General features: G+C 67.9%; 20 protein-coding genes and 1 pseudogene. 8 read left to right on the plus strand and 13 right to left on the minus strand.

Going from position 1 to position 23,138, the window contains the following annotated elements; genetic code table 11:
• Positions 1-53 precede the first annotated feature (53 nt).
• Positions 54-3,065 (plus strand): bifunctional [glutamine synthetase] adenylyltransferase/[glutamine synthetase]-adenylyl-L-tyrosine phosphorylase, encoded by a 3,012-nt coding sequence (locus BOX37_RS08100; protein ID WP_071927103.1) that lies wholly within the window; start codon positions 54-56, stop codon positions 3,063-3,065.
• Here BOX37_RS08100 and BOX37_RS08105 read toward each other — a convergent pair.
• The 11 genes from BOX37_RS08105 to BOX37_RS08155 form a co-directional block, all read right to left on the minus strand.
• Positions 3,062-4,357 carry an amidohydrolase family protein gene (locus tag BOX37_RS08105; RefSeq protein ID WP_240505266.1) on the minus strand — a complete coding sequence of 432 codons (1,296 nt, stop codon included), beginning with the start codon at positions 4,355-4,357 and terminating at the stop codon, positions 3,062-3,064. The genes BOX37_RS08100 and BOX37_RS08105 overlap by 4 nt on opposite strands.
• Before the next feature lie 18 nt (positions 4,358-4,375).
• Positions 4,376-5,443, minus strand: coding sequence for an acetamidase/formamidase family protein (locus BOX37_RS08110; RefSeq protein WP_071927104.1), 1,068 nt, complete (start codon positions 5,441-5,443; stop codon positions 4,376-4,378).
• Complete coding sequence (locus tag BOX37_RS08115) at positions 5,440-5,841, minus strand: allophanate hydrolase-related protein (RefSeq protein WP_071927105.1); 402 nt, start codon at positions 5,839-5,841, stop codon at positions 5,440-5,442. The genes BOX37_RS08110 and BOX37_RS08115 overlap by 4 nt, the downstream gene beginning before the upstream one ends.
• A 15-nt stretch (positions 5,842-5,856) precedes the next feature.
• Positions 5,857-6,507, minus strand: coding sequence for a GntR family transcriptional regulator (locus BOX37_RS08120; protein WP_071931283.1), 651 nt, complete (start codon positions 6,505-6,507; stop codon positions 5,857-5,859).
• On the minus strand, positions 6,504-7,385 hold the full coding sequence (locus BOX37_RS08125; protein WP_071927106.1) for a hypothetical protein: 882 nt from the start codon (positions 7,383-7,385) through the stop codon (positions 6,504-6,506). The genes BOX37_RS08120 and BOX37_RS08125 overlap by 4 nt, the downstream gene beginning before the upstream one ends.
• A 37-nt stretch (positions 7,386-7,422) precedes the next feature.
• Positions 7,423-8,796: an allantoinase AllB gene (gene allB / locus BOX37_RS08130; RefSeq protein WP_071927107.1), complete on the minus strand. Its 1,374-nt coding sequence runs from the start codon at positions 8,794-8,796 to the stop codon at positions 7,423-7,425.
• 30 nt (positions 8,797-8,826) lie between these two features.
• Entirely contained in the window at positions 8,827-9,882 is a 1,056-nt protein-coding gene (locus BOX37_RS08135; RefSeq protein WP_071927108.1) for an ABC transporter substrate-binding protein, read from the minus strand.
• Between the two features lie 39 nt (positions 9,883-9,921).
• Complete coding sequence (locus BOX37_RS08140) at positions 9,922-10,716, minus strand: ABC transporter permease (protein ID WP_084759488.1); 795 nt, start codon at positions 10,714-10,716, stop codon at positions 9,922-9,924.
• Positions 10,713-11,471, minus strand: coding sequence for an ABC transporter permease (locus tag BOX37_RS08145; protein ID WP_071927109.1), 759 nt, complete (start codon positions 11,469-11,471; stop codon positions 10,713-10,715). Before BOX37_RS08145 ends, BOX37_RS08140 begins: the two co-directional genes overlap by 4 nt.
• On the minus strand, positions 11,468-12,268 hold the full coding sequence (locus BOX37_RS08150) for an ABC transporter ATP-binding protein (RefSeq protein WP_206045787.1): 801 nt from the start codon (positions 12,266-12,268) through the stop codon (positions 11,468-11,470). The genes BOX37_RS08145 and BOX37_RS08150 overlap by 4 nt, the downstream gene beginning before the upstream one ends.
• Positions 12,269-12,461: 193 nt before the next feature.
• A complete protein-coding gene (locus BOX37_RS08155) occupies positions 12,462-12,665 on the minus strand; it encodes a cold-shock protein (RefSeq protein WP_056821080.1) in 204 nt (67 codons plus the stop codon).
• Between the two features lie 223 nt (positions 12,666-12,888).
• On the opposite strand from BOX37_RS08155, the gene BOX37_RS08160 reads away from it, so the two are divergent.
• Both BOX37_RS08160 and BOX37_RS08165 read left to right on the plus strand, forming a co-directional pair.
• Positions 12,889-13,911: a hypothetical protein gene (locus tag BOX37_RS08160; protein ID WP_071927111.1), complete on the plus strand. Its 1,023-nt coding sequence runs from the start codon at positions 12,889-12,891 to the stop codon at positions 13,909-13,911.
• Between the two features lie 113 nt (positions 13,912-14,024).
• A complete protein-coding gene (locus tag BOX37_RS08165) occupies positions 14,025-16,538 on the plus strand; it encodes a GmrSD restriction endonuclease domain-containing protein (protein ID WP_071927112.1) in 2,514 nt (837 codons plus the stop codon).
• Between the two features lie 60 nt (positions 16,539-16,598).
• Here BOX37_RS08165 and BOX37_RS33820 read toward each other — a convergent pair whose 3' ends face one another.
• Together BOX37_RS33820 and BOX37_RS08175 are read right to left on the minus strand one after the other, a co-directional pair.
• Positions 16,599-16,889: a hypothetical protein gene (locus tag BOX37_RS33820; protein ID WP_071927113.1), complete on the minus strand. Its 291-nt coding sequence runs from the start codon at positions 16,887-16,889 to the stop codon at positions 16,599-16,601.
• A gap of 254 nt (positions 16,890-17,143) precedes the next feature.
• Positions 17,144-18,131 (minus strand): annotated as a pseudogene (locus BOX37_RS08175) (IS701 family transposase).
• Between the two features lie 252 nt (positions 18,132-18,383).
• On the opposite strand from BOX37_RS08175, the gene BOX37_RS34865 reads away from it, so the two are divergent.
• The 5 genes from BOX37_RS34865 (at position 18,384) to BOX37_RS08200 (ending at position 23,097) form a co-directional block, all read left to right on the plus strand.
• Positions 18,384-18,575, plus strand: coding sequence for a transposase (locus BOX37_RS34865; protein WP_206045788.1), 192 nt, complete (start codon positions 18,384-18,386; stop codon positions 18,573-18,575).
• A 73-nt stretch (positions 18,576-18,648) separates the two neighbouring features.
• A complete protein-coding gene (locus tag BOX37_RS35165) occupies positions 18,649-19,146 on the plus strand; it encodes a transposase (RefSeq protein ID WP_276207260.1) in 498 nt (165 codons plus the stop codon).
• A 302-nt stretch (positions 19,147-19,448) separates the two neighbouring features.
• Positions 19,449-20,825, plus strand: a complete 1,377-nt coding sequence (locus tag BOX37_RS08190; RefSeq protein WP_071927114.1) for a DUF2254 domain-containing protein — start codon at positions 19,449-19,451, stop codon at positions 20,823-20,825.
• Positions 20,826-20,916: 91 nt separating this feature from the next.
• Positions 20,917-21,519, plus strand: a complete 603-nt coding sequence (locus BOX37_RS08195; protein WP_071927115.1) for a TetR/AcrR family transcriptional regulator — start codon at positions 20,917-20,919, stop codon at positions 21,517-21,519.
• Positions 21,520-21,615: 96 nt separating this feature from the next.
• Positions 21,616-23,097 (plus strand): amidase, encoded by a 1,482-nt coding sequence (locus BOX37_RS08200; RefSeq protein ID WP_071927116.1) that lies wholly within the window; start codon positions 21,616-21,618, stop codon positions 23,095-23,097.
• Positions 23,098-23,138: the final 41 nt, after the last annotated feature.

Consider the following 23,138-nt stretch of genomic DNA (forward strand, 5'->3'; position numbering starts at 1 on the left):
GATAGGCGGACGGGCGTGACGCGGTCGATGCCATCACGAGGTAGTTTGAGGGCATGGTTCGGCCACCGACTGCCCGCTCCGCTGTTCCCGGCGTAGGTCGGCTCGGTTTACTGGAGCCCGCCGCCGCCGACTCCCTGCACCAGCTCGGCTGGGACAATGTCGACGGCGTGCCCGTGCTCTGGGCGCTCTCGCGCTCGCCCGATGCCGACCTCGCGCTGTCCACGCTGATCCGGCTGCGCGAATCGCTGGGAGCCGACTGGGCCGAACTCGATTCGGCGATCCGCTCGGAAACGACCTTGCGCGGCAGGCTGTTCGGGCTGCTCGGCTCGTCGACGGCGTTCGGTGACCACCTGGTCGCCACACCGGACGCGTGGAAGATCTTGCGCGCCAAAGAGCTTCCCGGCCGGGACGCGGTGATCGCCGATCTGCTCGACGCCGTGGCGTCGGCACCGGAGACGGGGCCCGGCGCGGGACCGATGCTGTATCGCGCCACGATCGCAGGTCCGGAGGCGATCTCGTTGCTGCGCAAGCGGTATCGCGATCAGCTGATGCTGTTGGCCGCGTTCGATCTGGCCTCCACCGTGGAGAACGAGCCGGTCCCGCCGTATCTGGTGGTGGGCAGGCAGCTGTCGGACCTGGCCGATGCCGCGCTCACCGCGGCGCTGTCGGTCGCGGTGGCGCGGGTGTGCAAGAACGGCGAGGTGCCGGTGCGGCTCGCGGTGATCGCGATGGGCAAATGCGGTGCGCGCGAACTGAACTACGTCAGCGATGTGGACGTGGTCTTCGTCGCCGAACCGGCCGACGCGACCGCGACCCGGCTGGCCGCGGAGATGATGAGCGTGGCGAGCTCGGCCTTCTTCGAGGTCGACGCGGCGCTACGGCCGGAGGGCAAGGCGGGCGCGCTGGTGCGGACGCTCGACTCCCATCTCGCCTACTACAAGCGCTGGGCCCGCACCTGGGAGTTCCAGGCGCTGTTGAAGAACCGGCCGATGACCGGCGATCTCGCACTCGGCCAGCAGTACCGTGACGCGATCATGCCGATGGTGTGGACCGCCTCGGAGCGCCCCGATTTCGTCGCCGATGTGCAGGCCATGCGCCGCCGGGTCGAGGACCTGGTCCCCGCCGACTTGCGCGAGCGCGAACTCAAACTCGGCGCGGGCAGCCTGCGCGATGTCGAATTCGCCGTCCAGCTCCTGCAATTGGTGCACGGCCGGGTCGACGAGTCACTGCACGTCACCAATACGGTCGAGGCGCTCACCGCGCTCGCCGCCGGTGGATACGTCGGTCGTGAGGACGCCGCCAACCTCACCGCCTCCTACGAATTCCTGCGCCTGCTCGAGCATCGTCTGCAACTGCAGCGGCTCAAGCGCACCCACACCCTGCCCGCCGCCGACGACGAGGAGGGCATGCGCTGGCTGGCGCGCGCCGCCCACATCCGGCCGGACGGGCGGCAGGACGCGGTCGGCGTGCTCGACACCGAGATCCGGCGCAACTCGATGCGGGTGCGGCGACTGCACGGCAAGCTGTTCTACCGGCCGCTGCTCGACGCGGTCGCCCGCATCGACTCCGACGCGCTGCGCCTGAGTCCCGATGCCGCCGTCCGCCAGCTCGCCGCCCTCGGCTACGCCGCGCCGGCGAACGCGCTCGGTCACCTCAAGGCGCTCACCGGCGGGGTCTCGCGCAAGGGTCGCATCCAGGCGCTGTTGCTGCCCACCCTGCTCGAATGGCTCGGCGACACCCCGAATCCCGATGCGGGCCTGCTCGCGTACCGGCGCGTGTCGGAGGGGCTCGACGATCAGATCTGGTTCCTGCGCGAGCTGCGCGACGAGGGCGCCATCGCCCAGCGGCTGATGATCGTGCTCGGCTCCTCGGAGTACCTGCCCGATCTACTGATCAACGCCCCGGAGACCATCCGCATGTACGCCGACGGGCCCGGCGGACCGCAGCTGCTCGGACCGCAGCCCGAGGAGGTCGCCCGCGGCATCCAGACCGCCGCCGCCCGCTACGACGACCCGAAACGCGCTGTCGCGGCGGCCCGTTCGCTGCGCAGGCACGAACTGGCCAGGGTCGCCTCGGCGGATCTGCTCGGCATGCTCGACGTGCCGCAGGTGTGCGCGGCGCTGTCCTCGGTGTGGGTCGCTGTGCTCGAGGCGTCGCTGAGCGGGGTCATCCGCGCCTCGGAGGCCGAGCGTGGCACGCCGGCACCCGCCGATTTCGCGGTGATCGGCATGGGCAGGCTCGGCGGCATGGAGCTGGGCTACGGCTCCGACGCCGATGTGCTGTTCGTCTGCGAACCACGGCCCGGCGAGGACGAGACCACCGCGATGAAGTGGGCCATCGGCATCGCCGAACAGGTTCAGCGCCTGCTCGGCGCGCCGAGCGTGGATCCGCCACTGCAGGTCGACGCGGGCCTGCGCCCCGAGGGGCGCAACGGGCCCCTGGTGCGCACGCTGGCGGCCTACCAGGCCTACTACGCGCAGTGGGCGCAGCCGTGGGAGGTGCAGGCTCTGCTGCGCGCCCATCAGGTGGCGGGCGATCAGGAGCTGGGTGTGCGGTTCCTGCACGTCATCGACCCGGTCCGGTATCCGGCCGGTGGCGTGTCCGCCGATTCCGTCCGCGAGATCCGCCGGATCAAGGCCCGCGTCGACTCCGAACGGCTCCCGCGCGGCGCCAACCCCGCCACCCACACCAAACTGGGCCGCGGCGGCCTGGCCGACATCGAGTGGACCGTGCAGCTGCTGCAGTTGCGCCACGCCCACCAGGTCCCCGGCCTGCACAACACCTCGACCCTGCAGTCACTCGACGTCATCGAGGCCGAGGGCATCCTCGAACCGGAAGACGTTGCCCTGCTGCGCGAATCGTGGATCACCGCCACCGCTGCCCGCAACGCTCTCGTACTGGTCCGCGGCAAGCCCTCCGACCAGCTCCCCGGCCCCGGCCGCCTCCTGTCCGCCGTCGCTCGCGTCGCGGGCTGGCCCACCGACGACGGCAGCGAGTTCCTCGACAACTACATGCGCATCACTCGCCGCGCCAAGGCAGTCGTCGAGCGCGTGTTCGGCGGCTAGGAGCCGGTTCGCGCCGGTGCTCGGCGGGAGCCCGGCACGAGCGGTGCGGTCGACCGTTCGGTCCGGCTGACCGACACGAGCTTGCCGCGGCGCAGCACGATGCGGTCGGCCGGTGCGTCGGCCATCGCCTCGTCGAGGTTCGCCGCGCGAATCGCCAGCAGGTCGGCGCGGGCACCGACCTCGACACCGGCGGCCGGCAGACCCATGACATCGCGGGCACCGGTGCTCACCGCGTGATAAGCTTCTGTCGGGGTCAGATGCGCGGCCGTCACCAGCAGCATCGCTGTCTCCATCGCGTCGCTGCGCCCCATCGGGTTGTACGGATCGCGCACATTGTCGGCACCCGCGGCCAACCGGACCCCGGCGTCGAGCAGCGCGCGGACCGCGGTGATCCCGCGCGGGGTGGCGGCGGGGCGGTCGCGGCCCTGCAGATAGAGATTGGTGATGGGCAAGGCGACGATGCCGATGTTCGCGGCCCGCACCGAGGCGATGACCCGGGCGAGGGATTCGGGCTCGAGCATGCCCAGGCTGACGCAGTGCCCGGCCGTCACCGGCAGCGCTCTCGGCCAGTCGCGCACCGTGTTCGCCAGTTCCTCGAGCGTGAGCATGGTGGGATCGAGCCGCTCGTCGGTGTGCAGGTCGGCACCGATTCCGCGGGCGTGGGCCACCGCGAGCAGCCGCGCGAGGTTCCCACTGGGGTCCGGTGTCTGGTGCGGATGACCGCCGACGAAGTCGACGCCGAGATCGATGGCTTGGTGCAGGACGTCGTCGCCGACGACGTACGGTGTCAGCGCGACGAGCTGGATGTCGATCAGCTCGGCGAGCTCCTCGCGCACCGCGACCAGCGCGCGAACCCCGCGCAGCGGGTCGTCGCCGCGCAGCAGGTTGACGTGGGAGCGCACGGCCGTGGTCCCGTTGGCAAGCAGGCGCAACGCCGCCCGGTGGGCCCGCTCGGCGATGTTGTCGACGGTCAGATGCGGGGTGTGGTCGTCCCAGGCGCGGATCGCCGCGTCGAGATCGCCGGGAGGAGAACGGATCTCGTCGTAGGTCAGTGCCTTGTCGAGGTGGGCGTGTGGTTCGGCCGGGGCGGTGAGCAGCAGGTGGCCGGTCAGGTCGAGGTCGCGGTCGTCGTACGGGGCCGCGGTCGCGGGCGTCACTGCGCTGATCACGCCGTCGGCGAGGTCTACGTCGACGAGGCGCCCGTCGGGCAGCCGCGCGTTGCGCAGGGCCGGGACCGCGAGACCATCGGCCCGGCGCAGGGCACCGGACCGGGTCGGTGGAGTGTCGGGCAAGAGGGGCTCCCCGGTGGGCTAGTGGGCGAAGTCGCGTTTCCTGATCGAGCAGTGCACGCCCTTGACCAGGTCGACGACCTGGGTCACCGCGAAATCGCCTGCGGCACTGAGATACAGATACGCGTCGGTGGGTGTCATGCCGGTGTGGGAGGAGAGGAATTCGACGGCGAGGCGGGCACAGTGCCGCATGGCGACGTCGAGGTCGGCGTCCATGCCGAGCACTACCCAGTGCTCGTCGGTCTCGACGAAGGGAAACGAAGCATGCTGGGGCAGGCCGGAATGCACGATGGTGAGCCGGGCGGTCGCGCGCAGTGACCCTTCGAGCGCGGTGAGCGCGATCTCGCCGTTGCCCTGGGCGAAATGGGGGTCGCCGAGATAGAAGCCCGCACCCTCGACCTGCACCGGCAAGAACAGTGCGGATCCGGCGACGATCTCGCGGATGTCGATGTTCCCGCCGAACGCGCCGGGCGGAATCGTGCTCCGTGCGGCACTGCCCTCGGGGGTCACCCCGCACAGGCCCAGGAACGGCGCCAGTTCGATCCGCGCGCGACGGGTGTCGTAGCCGAACACCGCCGATGTCCCTGGCTCGTCCAACGAACAGAACTTGCTCACCACCGGTACCGCGGCACCGTCGGCGCTGTGCGGTAACAGCTCCGGTAGCGCACCACGCCCGTGGCGACTCGAGATGATGCCGTAGGGCACTCGGGGTGTGAGGTCGAGGAAGTCGACGCGCAGCCAGTCACCCGCTCGTGCCCCGCGGACCCGGACCGGGCCCAGCACGATGTGCGGCCCCGGCGGCGCGGGCGTCCGGTGCAGATCCGAGGCCGCCAGCTCGACGGCCTCCGGCAGGACCTGAGCCCTGCCGACTCCGTACTGCCCGAAATAGGCGATGGGGTCTCGTCCCTGGTCCTCCATCAGCCCTTCCTGGGAGACGGTGTCGAAGGTGACGGTGTCGCCGCTGTCGACGGTGAGCACGGCAGGGGTGTCCGGCGTCGGCAACGTCCCCCAGCTGACGGTGTCGGGTGTGCACCACAGATAGTGGTCCGCCGTGCCCGGATCGACGCCCGCCGTGAGGATTTCGCTCATGTGCGGTCGGCGGTCGTGGCGCGGTGCTCGTGCCAGCCGCCGGTCGCGGTGATCTCTCGGACCGCATCGTCTTCGACCGGGAGGCGCCTGCACACCATACTCAGCGACCCGCGCCCGTCCTCGAGCTCGATCACCGACAGTTCCAGTTCGGTGGGCTCACGCGGGAGCAGTCGCTCACGCAGCTCCCGGTAGGAGACCTCGTAGATTTCTCCCGGCACGCACCAGCCGCCTTCGGCAACCGGCGCGAGACCGGGGAACGAGTTGTCGAAGTCGAAGAACCGGTACACCGGAGCGGTGCGCACCCGGCCGAGGAAGCGGGCCGAGGCGAGCGCGTCGTGCAATGCCCCGCCCCGCATGGCCTGGCCGTTGACGAACATCCGGACGGTGTCGTCGGACATGGTGGAACTCCTCTGCTACAGGGTGGTGTTGCCCGGACCGCGCAGCGCGTGGATCCGCGCCGCGGTGATGGCGCGCTCGACATCACCGCTGGATAGATCGTCGAGCAGCGTGCGGTGCTGGGAGATGGGCTCGTGGCCCGGCTGCTGGACGTAGTCGTCGGTCGGGTACAGGAAGGCTTGCCGTTCCAGGAACGATGAGGTGATCGGCGTGAACGCGGCGCGATTGACGGCCATGTGGAAGGCCAGATGGGCCATCGAGTACTGGGCGCTGCCGACGCCGTGCTCGCGCAGCGCCGTCTCGAGCGGGACGAGCTCGGCGTAGAGCGAATCCCAGTCGACGGTGTCGGCCTTGGCGCTGATCATCCGCGCGGCGACCTGGTCGAACGCCACCCGTAGCTCGTGCAGTTCGGCCCGCGCGTCGGCGTCGACCGCCACGACAACCAGCTGCCCGCGGCGCACCCGCTCCACGAGCCCCTCACTGGTCAAGCGCTGCAACGCTTCCCGGATGGGGGTGCGACTGACCTGGAGCTCGTCGGCGATCTGTTCCTCGGTCAGCCGGATGCCGCCCGCGTACTCGCCCGTCGTGATCTGCTGACGCAGATAGCGATACACGCGTTCGCGCAGGCTGGTCGGCTCGTTGCTGCGGGTGGTGTCGAAGGTGGTCATCGCGGCCTCGTCGCCAGCAGGGCGGCCCGGCACGCGTTGGTCGCGCGCTGCATGAACGTCCCCGACATCACGTTCATGCCCGCCCGCAGCGCGCTGGTCTGCAGCGCCGAAACCCGGTTGTTCAGATCGAAGTAGCTGTTGCCCGGGGCGGTGAGCGCGGCGAACTCGAAGGCGAAGGGCTGCTCCTCCGAGGCGTCGGTCTCGCCCCAAGTGGTCGTGTTGACCAGCAGCGTCGGTGCCTTCTCGGCGAACAGCGCGCCGAGTTCGCCGGGTGCGACGGTCTCGGCGTCGCAGCGGTCCGCCCATGCCCGCAGCGCGTCGGTGTTGCGCGCGCTGCCGATCAAGCGGGTCTTCGGCCAGGCGCGGCGGACCGCGAGGGCCACCGAGTTCGACGAGCCGCCCGAGCCGAGAATCACGACCGAGGCGGGTGATTGCCCGCCGAGCAACGTTTCCATCGCCGCCTGCGCGGCCCAGCTGTTGGTGTTCACCCCGACCGTTCCGCCGTCACCGCGTACGACGGTGTCGACCACACCGGTCTGTGCGGCGGAAGGGGTGAGCGCGGCCAGCCTGCTCGCCACGTCCTGTTTCCACGGGCTCAGCACCAGCGCCAGGTTCCAGGATTCATCGGCGGTCAGCCCGGCCGGATCCGCGAACGGAACCGTCCGGTCAACCGGAACCTCGTACCGGGCCAGCGCATCGAGCAGCAGGGCGCCCTGGAGCGCGTGCGGCGCGGTCGTGCCGATGCCGGCCACGACCGCGGGCACGGTGTTTCGGGCGCGCGCCCGCGTGGCGGGCAGTTCGGCGAGGCAGTGCGCCACCGCGTTGCCGATCGTGGCAGCGCCGTCCTCGCCGAGCAGGCTTGTCTGATGGTCGCTCACGCGTCTCCCTCGGTCCTGTGTGCGGAATGTCGTGCGGTCACTGTGCGATGACGTGCGGGGCCCGGACGGGCACGACCTGGCGCCCGGCCGGGGCGCCGATGACATCACCCTTTTCGAAGATCAATTGTCCGCGCAGATAGGTGGCGAGCACCGCACCCTCGAGCGGCCATCCGTGATACGGGCTGACGTTGTGCTTCGAATGCAGGGTCGCCGCGTCGAGCACGGACGCAGCGGTCGGGTCGACCAGTACGAAATCGGCGTCGAACCCGGCGGCGATCCGGCCCTTGTCCGCCATCTTCCACCGCCGCGCGGGCTGATACGAGCACAACCGGACGATGTCCTCGACGGTGAGCTTGCCCGCGGCGGCCGCGGTGAGCAGCAACGGCAGCATCGTCTCGACCCCGATGAATCCGCCGTAGGCTTTCCAGACGTCCTGCTCGGCCTGCTCGGCGGCGGTGTGCGGCGCGTGGTCGGTGGCGATGATGTCGACGTCACCGCGGGCGATACCGGCCCAGAGCGCCTCGACGTCGCCGGCAGGCCGGATCGGCGGGTTGAGCTTGATCAGGTTGCCGTGCGTGGCATACGCCTCGTCGTCGAGGAACAGGTGCGCGACCAGCGTCTCGATGGTGACCTGATGGCCCTGGGCGCGCAGATCGAGCACGCGCTGCAGACCGACCGCCGTGGACAGGTGGTGGATGTGCAGCTTCGTGCCCGCCTCGGTCGCCATGGTGACGATCCGGGTGACAGCCTCGACCTCCACGAACGCGGGCCTGCCCTCCAGATGGGCGCGCGGATCCTTGCGCCCGGAGGCGCGCAGCCGGTCACCGAACATCCGCAGCAGGTGGTCGTTCTCGGCGTGCACGCCGACGACGAGGTCGGCGGCGGCGGCCGCTTCGAGCCCGCGGAAAATGGCCGCGTCGTTCGGGCAGCGGTTGTCCCCGGTGGTCTGGCCCATGAACAGCTTGAATCCCATGGCACCGAGCTCGGCCATGCCCGCGATCTCGGCGTCGTTGTCGTGATCGAGCATGCCGTAGAGCCCGAAATCGACATAGGCCTTGTCGCGCACCAGATCCAGCTTCTGGCGGAAGCGCTCGGCGGTGGCCACGGGCGGCTTGGTGTTGGGCATGTCGACCACGGTCGTCACCCCGCCCGCGGCGGCCGCACGGGTGCCGCTGGCGAAGTCCTCCTTCTCGGTCATCCCCGGCTCGCGCAGGTGGACGTGCATGTCGACCAGACCGGGCAGCAGGAGCAGGCCGGTGGCGTCGACGGTGCGCACGCCGTCGGTGGCGAGCTGTTCGCCGACCGCTGCGATGCGGCCGTCGCGGACGGCGATGTCCTGTTGGCGTCGATCGTCGTGCGAGACGACGGTCGCACCGGTGACGACGAAGTCGAATGGTGCGGGTGTGGACACGAGTTGTCCTTTCGGTGATGGGGGAGCGGGTCAGGCCAGCGTGAGGTCGGGGTTGTCCTGATACACCTCGCGGATCGGTCCCAGCTCGAACAGGTCGGTGACCGACAGATCGAGCCCGCCCGCGGCGATCGAGCGGATGTTCGCCTCGGCGGCCTCATCGGAGATGGCGAGGATCTGCTGATTGGGCCGGCCGCTGCGGATGAGCTCGTTGCCCGCCAGACAGCACTGAAAGGTGCTCTGGGGATTGAGATTCAGGGTCCGGCCGTACTCGGTGACGGTGAGATCGGTGGCGCGCTGTGGGTCGGCGAGCACGTCGGTCCAGCCGCGGACCTCGGCCTTGAGGAAGGCCTTCAACTTGTCGCGGTGGTTGTCGATGTTGTCCTGGGTGGTGATGTAGACCTGACCGACCAGGGGGAAACCGACATCGGCGAGCAGCATCGTCCTGATGTCGAATCCCTTGGCGCGCAGGTCGACCACCTGGCTGTTGATGAAGCCGAGGTAGCCGTCGATCTCACCGGCGGTCATCCCGATGGGGTCGCCCTGGACCGGCACCGTCTTGATCCGCGAGTTGTCCAGGCCGAGCGCGGCGATGAAGTTGCGCCACACCGGCTCACTGGAGGACGCGCAGCCGATGGTCTTGCCGTACAGGTCTTCCGGCGTGCTGATCGGGTTCGCGCCCATCGACATCACACAGCCCGCGTAGCGTTGATAGACCGCGCCGACGATCTTCAACGGGGCACCCTCGGCGACCGCGGAGCCGACGATCGGTACCTGCGAGACACCGGCGAATGTCCGGGACAGGACGTCGGATTCGATGGGCGGCGCGGTCGGCCCACCGGCGACGAGGTCGGCACCGCTGAAGCCTTCCTGCGTGTAGTAGCCGTTCTTGTCGGCGAGATAGCTGCCCGCGAACTGCGTGTTCTTGATCCAGGCCAGCCGCTGGGACGCGATGCCGAGACCTCCCGCCGGGGCGGACTCGGTCCCGCTGGACACACAGGCGGACAGCAGGGTCGGCGCGGCGACGGCGAAACCGCCGACGACGAGGCCGCGGGTGAGGAACTTGCGACGGTCGTAGTGAGGGGACATGGTGCTCCGATGGTCGAGAAGGGGACGGGGTGGGCGCGGTCAGCGAGCCGCGCGCAGACGGGATCCGACGGCGTCTTCGGCGACGGAGACGAGCTGGTAGACAACGACGCAGACGACGGTCAGCACGACGACCGAGGACCACAGGCGGGCGAACTGGAATTCGTTGGCGTCCCTGAGCATCTGGCCGCCCAGTCCCTCGCCGGTCGCCAGCCATTCGGCCAGCAGCGCGCCGACGACCGAGGTGGTCACCGCGACCTTGGCCGCCGTGAACCAGGTCGGAATCGCGTGTGGCAGGGACACTTTGAAGAAGGCCGCCGCTCGTGATCCGCCGAAGGCGGTGACCATGTCCAGATCGGTGCGCGGGGTCGAGCGGATGCCGTGCAGCATGGTCAGCAGGGCGGGGACCACCACGATCGCGGCCCCGACGACTGCGGTGCCGAGCGCGCCGCGACCGAAGATCAACACCAGGATCGGGCCGACGGTCACCATCGGCACGGCGTGCATCGCGGTCACGGCCGGGACGAACATCGACTCGACGGTGCGGGAGAAGTAGAACACCAGCGAGATCACCGCGGCCAGGGACAGCCCGAGGACGAATCCGTAGGAGGCGTCGATCAGGGTCCGTACGAGGTTCGCCGTGATCGCCGAACGATTCGCGGCCGCTTCGGCTTCGGTGAACAGGTAGTTCCACACATCAGCCGGTGTCTTGGCGACGAAGGGGCTCACGTCCACGAGCCGCAGGAACAGCGTCCACACCGCCACGATGGCGACCGCCGTTCCGGCGAAAGTGACGATCGTGCGAGTGAGACTGCGTGCCAACGTATTCCAGGTCATGACCGGTCTCCCGCCGTGCTGGGTGCCCAGGGGGTCGCCAGCCGTTCGACGGCAGCGACGAGCGCGAAGGCGATGCCGGCCAGCAGGCTGCAGACCACAGTGATGCCCCAGGCCCGTACCACCTCGCTGGACTGCTGCGCCACGACCAGGGCCGCGCCGAGGCCGTGTTCCTGACCCATGAACTCGCCGATCACGGTGCCGAGCACGGCGGCGGGCACCGCGATCTTGAGTGCGGTCAGGATGTAGGGCAGTGCCGCGAGGAACTGCACCTTGCGCAGGACGAGCACGCGACCACCGCCGTAGGCCCGGACCAGATCCTCGCCGGCCGGGTCCGCGCGGCGCAGCCCGTTGACCGTGCCGACGAGCGAGGCGAAGAACACCGACACCGCGGCCATGATCGCCGAGGTCGCGGGACCGTTGAAGCAGGCAGCGAGAATCGGCGCGATCGCGATCAGCGGGATGCACGCCGAGGCGATCCCGATCTGCAGCACGAGCTTCTCCAGCGCGGGCACGGTCATCACCAGCGCCGCGCACGCGACGGCGGCGACATTGCCCCAGAAGTACCCGACGGCTGCCGAGGTGAGGGTGACCGGTAGATGGGTGCCGTAGAACGCGGCTCCGTCGGCCAGCAGGCCACCGGCGATCTGCACCGGCGCCGCGATGGCGGGCCCGAGTACTCCGGTCATCCCGACGAGCTGCCAGGCCACGAGCACGATCGCGGTGCCACCGAGGCCCAGATACCGCCTGCCGCTCATCGCGCGGGCTCCAGCTCGGCCGCGGCCTCGGTGCCGAACAGGGTGGACGACAGCAGGTCGACGTATTCGTGGAATGCGGCGGTGCGCATCATCGCGGGCGTGCGCGGCCGGGGCAGGTCGATGTCGACGACCTTCTGGACGCGACCGGGCCGCGCGCTCATCACGACGACCTTGTCCGAGAGGAACACCGCTTCGCCGATCCCGTGGGTGACCATGAGGGTGGTGGCCGGGCGTTCGGTCCAGATGCGCAGCAGTTCGACATTGAGGTTCTGGCGGGTCATGTCGTCGAGCGCGCCGAACGGTTCGTCGAGCAACAGCACCTGTGGCTTGACCACCAGCGCGCGAGCGATCGCGACCCGCTGGCGCATCCCGCCGGAAAGCTGTGCGGGCCGGGCATTCTCGAATCCGGTCAGCCCGACGAGGTCGATCAGCTCCCGGATCGCGCCCTCGTCACCACGCTGCCCCGACACCTCCAGTGGCAGCCGGATGTTCGTGCGCACCGACCGCCAGGGCAGCAGCGCGGCGTCCTGGAAGGCGATCCCCAGGTGATGGTGGCGGCGCATGTCCAGCGGGGTCTCGCCGTGGACGAGCGCGGTGCCCGTGGTCTGGGTCTCCAGTCCGGCCAGGATCCGCAGGATGGTGCTCTTGCCGCACCCGGACGGTCCGAGCAGGGTGATGAACTCGCCTTCGTCGGAGTGGATGTCGACGCCATCGATGGCGGTGACCTCCTGGCGACCGACCGTGAACTTCTTCGTGAGGTTGCCGAGATGGATTCCTGGTGCGGTGGGCGGGACCATACGAGCTCCTAGCGGGAAGGACGGCGAAGTCTGCATCCAAGTTTGGATCCAAACTCGTATCCAAGAATCTAGGGCTCGGTTGTTTCGGTGCGGTGACGTCCGGACAAGACTGGGTTACCGTCCGCTCACCGCATGCGGACGTGAAAAAGGCCCCGTACCAGTGGTACGGGGCCTTTCTACAGTTGCGCCGAGATCAGATGGCGCGGACGTCCTGAGCCTGAGGGCCCTTCTGGCCCTGGCCGACCTCGAACTCCACCCGCTGTCCCTCTTCGAGAGACTTGAAGCCCGAGCCGCCGATGGCGGAGTAATGCACGAAGACGTCGGGGCCGCCTCCGTCTTGGGCGATGAAGCCGAAGCCCTTTTCGCCGTTGAACCACTTAACAGTGCCTTGAGTCATGTGTTTAAAAGTCTTTTCCGTAGGTGAGCCACGGCGATCACTTGCGATCAGCCCAGTCTCAGCAACCCAGTATGCCATACTCGTCGGCAAACTGCGCAATCAGACCTATAAGACCACGTTGTGGGCGGCTAATGCGGTTCGAGCCCGGGCGTGTCGCGCCCTTCGGACGCGGGTTCGAGCGCCCGCGCCACCTACCTTCGCCAGGTGTGCCAATCTGGGCGGTATGGGTGAGACGAACGAGGGGGACTCCGGTCATGTCGACCTGGCGCTGCGGGTGCTCGACGCGCACGTGGCGTTCACCAAGGCGCAGCTGCTGGAGCCGCCGGGATTCCTCGAGCTCGTCGTCGAGGAGGTGGACGGCCTGCTCGACGAAGCCGAGGAACTGACTCTGGCCGAGTCGGTGACGCGGGAGCAGATCAAGGCGGTCGCGCACAAGTACGCGGTGCAGATCCCCGTGGAGGGCGCGATCCCCGAACTCGTCGGTGAGGTCGCCGCCCGGCTCTACCACCATCGCGCCAACGACGAGATCCCGGTCGGCGAGGTCGTCGACAGCCGTCGCTTCGACGAATTGGCCGCCGCCGTGGCCGACATGGGGGTCACGCACCGGTTGGTGCGGTTGGTGCTCAGCAGTCCGGTCACCGTCGACGCCTGTGTCGAAGCGGTTCAGCGCGCGGTCGTCACCGCGGTCGACGACGGTCGTCACGCCGACGGCGGTGGGCTGGCGCGGACCCTGCGCGGCGCGCTGGCTCGGCTGGCCGAGCCGGCGATGCCCGCGATCGAGGACGGCGTCGGCAGGATCACCCGCACCGGCGCGCGATTCGTGTTGCGCGGCAACCGCGCCGACGCCGACGACGTACTGCTCGACACCGCCCGCGAGACCTGGCGCAAGCACACCGGCGACTCGATCGGTTCGTTCCGCGATCTGGTCTCGGCCGAGGACGTGGAAGACGCGGTCGTGCTCACCTTCGAGTTCTGGCGCACCTTCCGCGACACCGACTACTTCCACGCCCTGCTCGACGAGGGCATCGACCACGTCTTCGACAAGTACGGCGACACCCCGCTCACCGAGTTGCTCGCCGAGCTGGGCATCGGGCGCGAGGACCTGATCGAGGAGGCCCTGCGCTTCGGCCCCTCGGTGCTCGGAAAGCTCGACGAGCGTGGTTATCTCGACGCCGTGGTGCGGCGCAGGCTGGCCCCGTTCTACGCCTCGGCGGAGTTCCGGGCCGCGGTGGCGGGCACCGGGTAGTTCGGCGGCGACCTGCCAGTCCTGTTCGGGCGCTGCCGCGTCGGTGTGTGTCGGTACGATCCGTGCAACGATGGGGCGGTTCGCCGCCACCGGATCGCGATCGAAAGGCTGCCGTGACACGTCTGTCCACCCTGCTCGACCAGATCGACTCCGGTGCTGTGCTGCTGCCCGAATTCCAGCGCGGCTACGTGTGGAATCGGGACCAGGTGCGTGGACTCATGCGGTCGCTGTACCTCGGGTACCCGGTCGGTGGGTTGCTGGTGTGGGAGACCGGGTCCGAGGAGATCGCGGTGCGCGGTGCCCCCGGTGGGTCGGGCCTGCGGCAGCTGCTGCTCGACGGCCAGCAGCGCATCACCACCCTCTACGGGATCGTGCGCGGGACCGCGCCGTCGTTCTTCGAGGGCGACGCGATCGCGTTCACCGGTCTTCATTTCGATGTCGAGCGTGAGGTTTTCGAGTTCCAGGTGCCGGGGCGCGACACCAATCCGGCCTGGATCGATGTCACCGAACTGTTCGCGCTGGGGCCGATGCACTACCTGGCCCGGTTCACCGACGTGGCGCCGGAGACCCTCGCCGTCTATCTCGACCGGCTCAACAAGCTGCGCGAGATCACCCACCGCGAGTTCAATGTCGAGACCATCACCGGGTCCGATCGCACCGTCGACGAGGTGGTCGACATCTTCAACCGGGTCAACTCCGGCGGCACCAAGCTGTCCAAGGGCGATCTGGCGCTTGCCACGCTGTGCGCGCAGTGGCCGCAGGCCCGCGGCAACCTGCGCGACCACCTGATCCGCTGGGACAAGGACGGCTACACCTTCACCCTGGATTGGCTGCTGCGCAATGTCATCGCGGTCGGCAACGGGCGCTCGCACTTCGACGCGCTCGGCGATCTGGACCCGGTCGAGTTCGAGCAGGCGCTCACCGCGACCGCGACGCAGGTCGACACCTTCCTCGACACCGTCGCGGGCAGGCTCGGGCTCGATCACGACCGAGTCCTGATGGGGCGCTACGCCATTCCGGTGATCACCCGGTTGCTGTTCCTCAACGGCGGCCGCTTCGACAACGACCTGCATCGCGATCGGGTGCTGTACTGGTACGTGCACTCGGCGCTGTGGGGGCGGTTCAGTGGCTCCACCGAAACCTTCCTGCAGCAGGACTACGACACCCTCGAGCGCGGCGGCATCGACGGTCTCATCGCTTCGCTGGAACGGCTGCGCGGCGGTTCGCTCGACATCTGCGCCGATGATTTCGGCGGTGCCACCCGCGGCTCACGCTTCTATCCGCTGCTGTATCTGCTTGCCCGCGTGGATGGTTCGCGCGATCTGGGCACCGGTTCCGAGTTGGGGATCGAGCAGTTCAGCGAGCGCACACCGGTGCAGGTGCACTACCTGTTCCCGAAAACCCTGCTGCGTGAGGCGGGTTACGAGCGCAACGAGATCAACGCGATCGCCAACTTCTGCTTCCTGAGCCCCGGTTCGGAGGCCGAGCTGGGTGACCGCGAGCCGGGCGACTACTTCGCCGAAGTGGAGCAGCGCAACCCCGGTGTGCTCGCCTCGCAATGGATTCCGACCGATCCGGCGCTGTGGCGGGTGGAGAACTACCGTGAGTTCCTGCGGGCGCGGCGCAAGCTGCTCGCCGCGGCGGCCGACTCGTTCCTCGAACAGCTGCGCACCGGCACCCTGCATCGGCCGACGCTGCTGACGGTCGGCGTGGCCGGGGCGACGCTCGGGGATCCCGCCGTCGATCAGGTCAACGCGCTCGTCGACGACCTCATCGCCGACGGCTTCGGCTTCCCGCTGCTCGACAGTGAGGTCTCCGACCCGGTCACCGGTCGCGAACTCGCTGTGGCCGAGGCGTTCTGGCCTGAGGGGCTACAGCCGGGTGTCGGGATGCCGGTGGTACTCGTGCTGGAACCGGCCAATGCCGACCTCACCCGCTTCGCCCAGCTCGGCTACGCGGTGTTCACCTCCGTCGACGCCCTGCGGGGCTATGTCGGCAACCTGCGCGCCGAGGCCTCCGGCGCCACCGGCCCCGACGGCCCGGCCGCCGATGTGGCGGCCCTGGCCGAGCGCCTGCCCGCCACCTGGGTCGGCAACTCCGAGCAGGTCTGGTTCCACTACGCCTGGAACCAGCTCGAGCACGACCGGGCCAGCGGCCCCGACGCGAATCTGGAGCCCGAGCAGGTCGCCCTGCGCTACGTCGCCCTGTGGGCGCTGACCCGCACCTTCTACATCCACGCCTTCGATCAGGGCAATCCCGGCGAATGGCGCTACTACCTGGGCGATGTGATCGGCGCTGCCCCGCTGATCCCCTACGAGTGGCTGGCCCAGCGCGCGGTCGACTCCGGCGCCCTCGCCCCCGGCGCCGCCCCCGGCGACGAGGACATCGCGATCGCCCTGGTCCACGGTGTCATCGAAACGGTCGACGAGGTCGGCACCGCCCTCACCTACCTCCTCGGCGGCCCCGGCCTCTTCGCCTCCCTCTGGGCCTCCGCGGGCGCCGCCGAACACTACGGCTACCCCCTCTCGCCCGACCAGGTCAACGACCTCATCAATCAAGTCGTCAACGACCCGGCCTCCCGAAAGATCCAGGCCTACAACTGGATCGAGGAAGGACTGCCGCTGTAGCCAGGCGGCGTACGGCTCTTCGCGCGGACGGTCATGGGGCAGGTGGCCACCCGGCGCCGCTCACCGGGATTCGGTAGGCGCGGTCGCGCGCTGGAAAGTGGTGACGAAGTCGCGCAGAGCGGTGCTGTCCTCGCGGTCGGCGGGACAGTAGCCGTGGGCGGCTTCGACGGTGATCGGGGTGCCGGTGGTGATGGGGAGTTCGGTCCAGCAGGTGGACAGGACCGGGAGCTGGACGGTCCGGGTGGCGACGGTGAGGGTGATGGTGGAGGTGTAGCGGGTCGCGAGGAGGGTCAGCTCGTCGACCGCGTGCTCGGTGAGCGGGCCCGCCGCGGTGAACTCCTCGATGTACATCGGCCACCTCCTGGGGTCAGGGTAGTCCACAGAGAATCTTCAGCTCCGCCACAAGCCGGCCGAAAGTGGGGCGACTTAGTACTGCAACTGCACTCAGGTGAGTGGGCGGCCGCGTAGTCGGTAGTGCGAGAGCCGAGCTTGGTGTTGTCGGCGTCGTCGCCAGCGTGACCAGACCCAGATATGGTCAGCCCGATTGAGTGGGGTGAGCACGAATGCGACGAGCAGGCGGCGGATCTCGGGTAACGTGAGAGCGATCATGCCGTCTTCATCGTCGGCGAGTCCCCTTTTGTAGCAATGGTTTTCATGGCTGCGAGCCACGCCAGGGCGAGCATGGACAAAGTGATGTGGGCATGCCAGGCCCGCCATTTGCGTACCTGGTAGTGGTCGAGTCCGGCTTCGCCTTTGGCCTGCTGAAACGCTTCTTCGACATGCCAACGCGACCAGGCGGTCCAGGCCAGATCGACCAGCCGCGACGAGGCCGGACCGTAGCAGAGGTAGTAGGCGATCTCGGTCGGGTTACTGATACTGCGCCGGGCCAGCAGCCAGTGCCCGCGCCCGGTGGCCCAGGTGACCTCGATCTGGCGGCGTGCCCAGTCGTATTCGCGGGGTCCGTGTGCGCCAGCACCGACCGAGAGCCGTTGCCAGGTGCGGTCACCGAATTCGGCTACGAGGTCATCAGCGCAGGCTACGCGGTCGGCGCGAGTGCTCACCTGCTGGTCGCAACGGGTGGCCAGCACGTAGGACACGTCGCGGTCCTCGCACCAATCCCGCAGGTAGCCGACTTGGCCGTAGGCCTCATCGGCGGTGAACCACGCGAAGGGGACCTTCGCCGCGAGCGCGCGTTCGAGCATGGCGATCATCTGTCGGGGCTTGGTCGCGAACTCCGCGGAGTCGGGGATACCGGCGTCGCGGCAGCGGCCCGATCCGATGTCCACGACTCGGGGATATAGAGCTCCCGGTCGATCAGAGCGTGCCCGTGCCGGGAGGCGTAGGCCAAGAACACACCGATCTGGCAGTTCTCCGTGCGTCCGGCAGTCCCGGAGTCTGACGTTGCACGCCAGCAGATTTGATGCCCTTCTTCAGGAAACCGGTCTCGTCACCGGCCAGCACCCCGGCGTGGTCACCGAGGTGCTCGACGACAAAATCGCGCACATCGTCACGCACCCCTTCGACGTCCCAGTCCGTAGCGCGCAGCAGCCGCTGCATCCCATCCGGAACTCTCTCACCAGCGCGTTCGGCCAGAGTCCACCCGTTCTTACGTTCAGACCTGCTACCAGCCCCGACACATACTCACCCGCCCGCCCCCGCGGCTCAGTCCGAGTGAACCGGCCCTCGATCCTGTTCATCAACGAATCTAGTTCGGCCACAGCATGATCCAACACCATCAGACAGGTCTACCAGCACAGAACTACGCGAGTGCAGTTGCAGTATTAGAGCTCCTAACAGGTTCTGTCGGGTAGCGACGAGTTTGCTTGTAGTGCAGGATTTTTCGTCGTGGCAGCGCCGTGGATCGTGGACGACCAGCTGTGGGCAGTGATCGAACCGCTACTGCCGGTCAAGGCGGCGGGAACACCGGGACCAGCATGGATGAATGATCGGCTTGTCCTGCAAGGGATTCTGTTCGTGTTGATCACCGGCATCGGGTGGGAAGACTGCCCCAAGAACTGGGTTTCGGGTCCGGCATGACCTGCTGGCGGCGTCTCCGGGACTGGCAGGCAGCCGGGGTGTTCGAGGCCATGCACACCACGATGCTCGCCCACTGCCACCGCGCGGGCTTGATCGATTTCGACCGCGTCATTCCCGACGGCTCGCACGTGCGGGCCACAAAAGGGGTGCCGATACCGGTCCCAGCCCGGTCGACCGCCGTAGAATCGGAGCCAAGCACCACATCCTGACCTGCGGTAACGGCCTTCCTCTAGCCATCGTGCAGTCAGCGGCCAACGTCAACGACCACCTTGTGCTGCCCAAACTGCTCGATCGTGTGAGGCCGCTACGAGGACGCCCCGGCCGACCACGCGAGAAGATCACGACCCTGATCGCGGACAAGAGCTACGACTACCCCCGCGTCTACGACGAACTCGAGCAACGACGAATCACCGTCTACATCCCACGCAGCGGAACCCGCGACAAGGTGACCACCGGCCGCTGGATCGTCGAGCAAACACTGGCGTTGCTGCACCAATACCGGGGTTGGCCATCCGCTGGGAACGCCGTACCGACATCCATCAGGGATACCTCGACCTCGCCGCTGTGCTGATCTGCTGGCGACGACTCAGCAATCGAACATGTTAGGAGCTCTTAGCCACCCGGACGGTTTTCGATCCGTCAGATCCCTTTCGTGCGCGCAGAGTGCCCTGCTACCGGCGAATCGGTTGATTCCGAATCGGTTGATTCACTGCCGGCCTCGGGCCCCACCGCTCGATAGAGTTGAGCAGCCGCTGGTAGACGCCCTCGGCGTTCGTATCGCAGGTACCGGCACTGGCTCGGAATGGCTCGCCCGTCCCGGTCGTGCCGCGTGAGCTCGGCCGATATCGCCGTGAAGTGGATAGGAGCACGAGTGTGAGCAGCGAAGGAACTCATCGCGGCCCCGGAGCCGCCGCGACGGTGAAGCGTCGCCGAGGAGCCATCGTCGACGCAATGCGGGCTCGGCTGTGGCCGGTGCCCTTGGCGGGAGTTCTCGTAGCGATCCTCGCCGGCATATTCCTGCCCGCACTCGATTCTCGGCTGAATGGTCACCTTCCCGAGTCCGTCACCGAGCACTTGTTCGGGGGCGGGGCCGACGCCGCGCGTGAAGTACTCGGCACCATCGCCACCTCGCTGATCACCGTGACCTCACTGACTTTCTCGCTGACGCTGGTCACGATGCAGTTGGCGAGCAGTCAGTATTCACCCAGACTGCTGCGGTCGTTCTCCTCCGACCGGTTTGTTCAACGCACCCTCACGTTGTTCTTGGCGACGTTCGCTTACTCGCTGACGGTCCTGCGCAGAGTGCGCAGCGGCCGCCTCGACGGTGTCGAATTCGTTCCGCAGATCTCGGTGACGGTGGCGTATGTGCTCGCTATGGGTAGCGTGTTGGGTTTGGTGGTGTTTCTCGGTCACCTGGTGCGTCAGATTCGAATAGAGACAATGCTCGACCAGGTCGCGTCCGAATCGATCGGCAGCGCCCACCACCTGCTGGAACGGGCCGAGACCGCCGATCAACCCGTAGACCCCCTGGCAATGCCGCCGCAGCGAACGGGAATCGAGGCATGTTCGTCGGGCTATCTCGTCGAAGTCGACGAAGAAGTGCTCCTCGCTGCTGCGGTCGAAGCGGACGCGGTGTTGTCGATCCGCTGCCGGGTCGGCGACCCGGTGGTTGCCCGTACCGTGGTGGCCTACTGTTGGCCGGCGGAGGCCGTGGCCCTTTCCTCGGAGGCGATCGATCAACTCGGCGACAAGGTCTCTCGCGCGCTGAATTGCGGTGCCGAACGCACGGCTGCGCAAGATATCGGCTACGGGTTGCGGCAGTTGACCGACGTGGTCATTCGAGCGTTGTCACCGGGCATCAACGACCCTTCCACCGCGATTCACGCGATCAACTCGGCGACCGTGGTTCTTTGTGAACTCACTCGATACCGCCTCGGTCCGGAAACCCGCTACGACAGCGACGGCACTGCCCGCCTGCATGTGGCCCGCCCTGATTTTCCGGAGCTGCTCGACCTCGTCTGCGCCCAACCCAGACGTTATGGTGCGCACGACCCAGCGGTACTCGGCAGCTTGTTGTCGATGCTGAAGGCGCTCTCGTCGGTTACCCGAAGCCCGGTGGATCGACAAGCAATCGGCGACCAACTCGCCCGCATCGAACAGATCTGTCGACGACAAGATTTCGACACGGTCGAACGCGACCACCTCAGCCTGCTGACCCAGGCTGTGGAGCAGTCGCTGCAAGAGAGCTGACCGCGGTCTCAGGTGGCAAAGCATGGTTGCGCGGCAGTGAGTCCGCCTCTGCCCGGCACGTCGATCCCGGCGCGCTCTACGATCGACAGCGATGACTGATGACCGAGTGGACGGGCGCACCCTGCGTTATCGGCATCGTCGACCCGAATTGCTGGCCGCGGCCACGGAGTACGTGCTCGATCATGGCATCGACGGGGTGTCGCTGCGGCCGGTCGCTACCGCGCTCGGGGTATCGCACGCGACGCTGCTGCGTCACTTCAAGTCCAAGGACGAGCTTCTGCTGTGCGTGGGGGACAAGATTCGCGGCGACTTCGTTCGGTCGTGGCAGCAGGACGAGCAGTTCAGCACCGCGAGCTCGTCGGCGGAACTGGTGCGCATGGTGTGGACGAGGTTGTGTGAGCCCAGGGAACAGCGGCAGTTCATCCTGTTGTTCCAGCTGGTGGGTCGCGCGGCGCGAAGGCCCGCCGACGCGCAGGCGCTGGCGCCTTCGATCGTCGATGACTGGTTGACACCGATCGAGGAACGCCTGTGTGCCGACGGTTGGCCTGCCGACGAAGCGCGCACCCTCGCCACTCTCGTCCTGGGGCACATCCGTGGATTGCAGCTCGACTTGTTGCTGACCGGAGATCGCGCGCGTGTCGATGCCGCGTTCGATGCGGCGATCGCGATGATGCATAGCCCCCACGGGAGCTGACCCGTCGGAGGCCCGATCCCGGCGCGCGACGATGTGCGCGCCGATCCCGTACCAATCGGTTTGACTAACCGCTTGGTACGGCTATGCTCTCGCGGTATGCGGACCGATGAGTATCGGAGCTTCGACGCGCTGGGGCTTGCCCAACTCGTCCGAGCCGGTGACGTGACGCCCAGCGAACTACTCGAAGTCGCTCGGCGACAGGCCGATTCAGTGAACAGCAGGATCAACGCGATCGTTCGATTCATGGATGCCGAGGCCGATCGCCGCGTCACCGAGGACTTGGTCGGCCCCTTCGCAGGCGTCCCGTTCCTGATCAAGGACCTCGGCCAGGACTACGCCGGTCTGCCGAGCAGCAATGGGTCTCGCTCGTTGGCGCGGTTACTGGCCGAAGAGCATTCGACGGTGGTGCGGCGATGGATCGACGCCGGCCTGGTCGTCCTCGGTAAGACCAATACTCCCGAGTTCGGCGCCAAAGGCGTCACCGAGCCCGAACTGTTCGGCCCCGCCCGCAATCCGTGGAGCCTCGATCGAGCTCCTGGCGGTTCGTCCGGGGGATCGGCCGCGGCAGTGGCCGCCGGAATCGTCGCGGTGGCCGGAGCCAACGACGGCGGAGGATCCATCCGGATCCCGGCCGCCTGCTGCGGCCTCGTCGGCCTCAAGCCGGGGCGGGGACTGGTTCCGATGGGTCCCGCCGTCGGCGAAGCCATGCACGGTGCCGTGGTCCAAGGTGTGGTGTCGCGTTCGGTGCGCGATACGGCCGCCATGCTCGATGTCCTCAAGGGGGGCGAACACAGCGGGCCCTACATCCCCGCCGTTCCGGCAGAAACGTTCCTCTCCCAGGTCGGGGGAGACCCAGGCCGACTGCGGATCGGTATCTGCACGTCTTCGGCCATCAACTCCTCGCCCCATCCAGAAGCCCTGGCGGCTGTCGATGCCGCCGCCGAGGCGCTCACCGACCTACATCACACCGTCGAGATCCTCGACAAACCACCGTTCGACGACGAGGCGCTGGCGCAGGACTTCCTGTTGACATGGTTCACCTACTTGGCCTGGGAAGTCGATGCCGCCAAGCGCCGATCCGGTTGCGGTGACGAAGGTTTCGAGTTCGATACCCGACTGATGGCCGCGCTGGGAAGGGCTTTCGGCAGCGTCGAGTACGTCGACGCGGTCATGCGTCGCCATGAACACGCTCGGCGCCTGTCGAGCTACTTCGAGCGCTACGACCTGCTGCTGACCCCCACGCTCGCGGACCTTCCACCGCGAATCGGCTCGCTCGACACACCACGGCGGCTGCGGCTGGCCGCGGAGGTACTGCTCAAAACAGGCACCGCGGGTCTCTTACGTCATTCGACGCTGACCGATCAGATCATCCACAGCAGCCTGAGCTGGATTCCCTACACGCAGTTGGCCAACGTGACAGGCCGCCCGGCCCTGTCGTTGCCACTGCACTGGACCGCCGACGGCATTCCGATGGGTGTGCAGTTCACCGCGCAATTGGGCGGTGAAGCGATGCTGGTGCGCTTGGCGGCACAGCTCGAAGAAGCCATGCCGTGGATCGACTGTCGCCCAACGATCTGACCGCACACCACGTGACCGACCATTAGCACGACAGTTGTATT

Origin of the sequence: Nocardia mangyaensis (assembly GCF_001886715.1) — a bacterium.
GTDB classification, from domain to species: Bacteria; Actinomycetota; Actinomycetes; order Mycobacteriales; family Mycobacteriaceae; genus Nocardia; species Nocardia mangyaensis.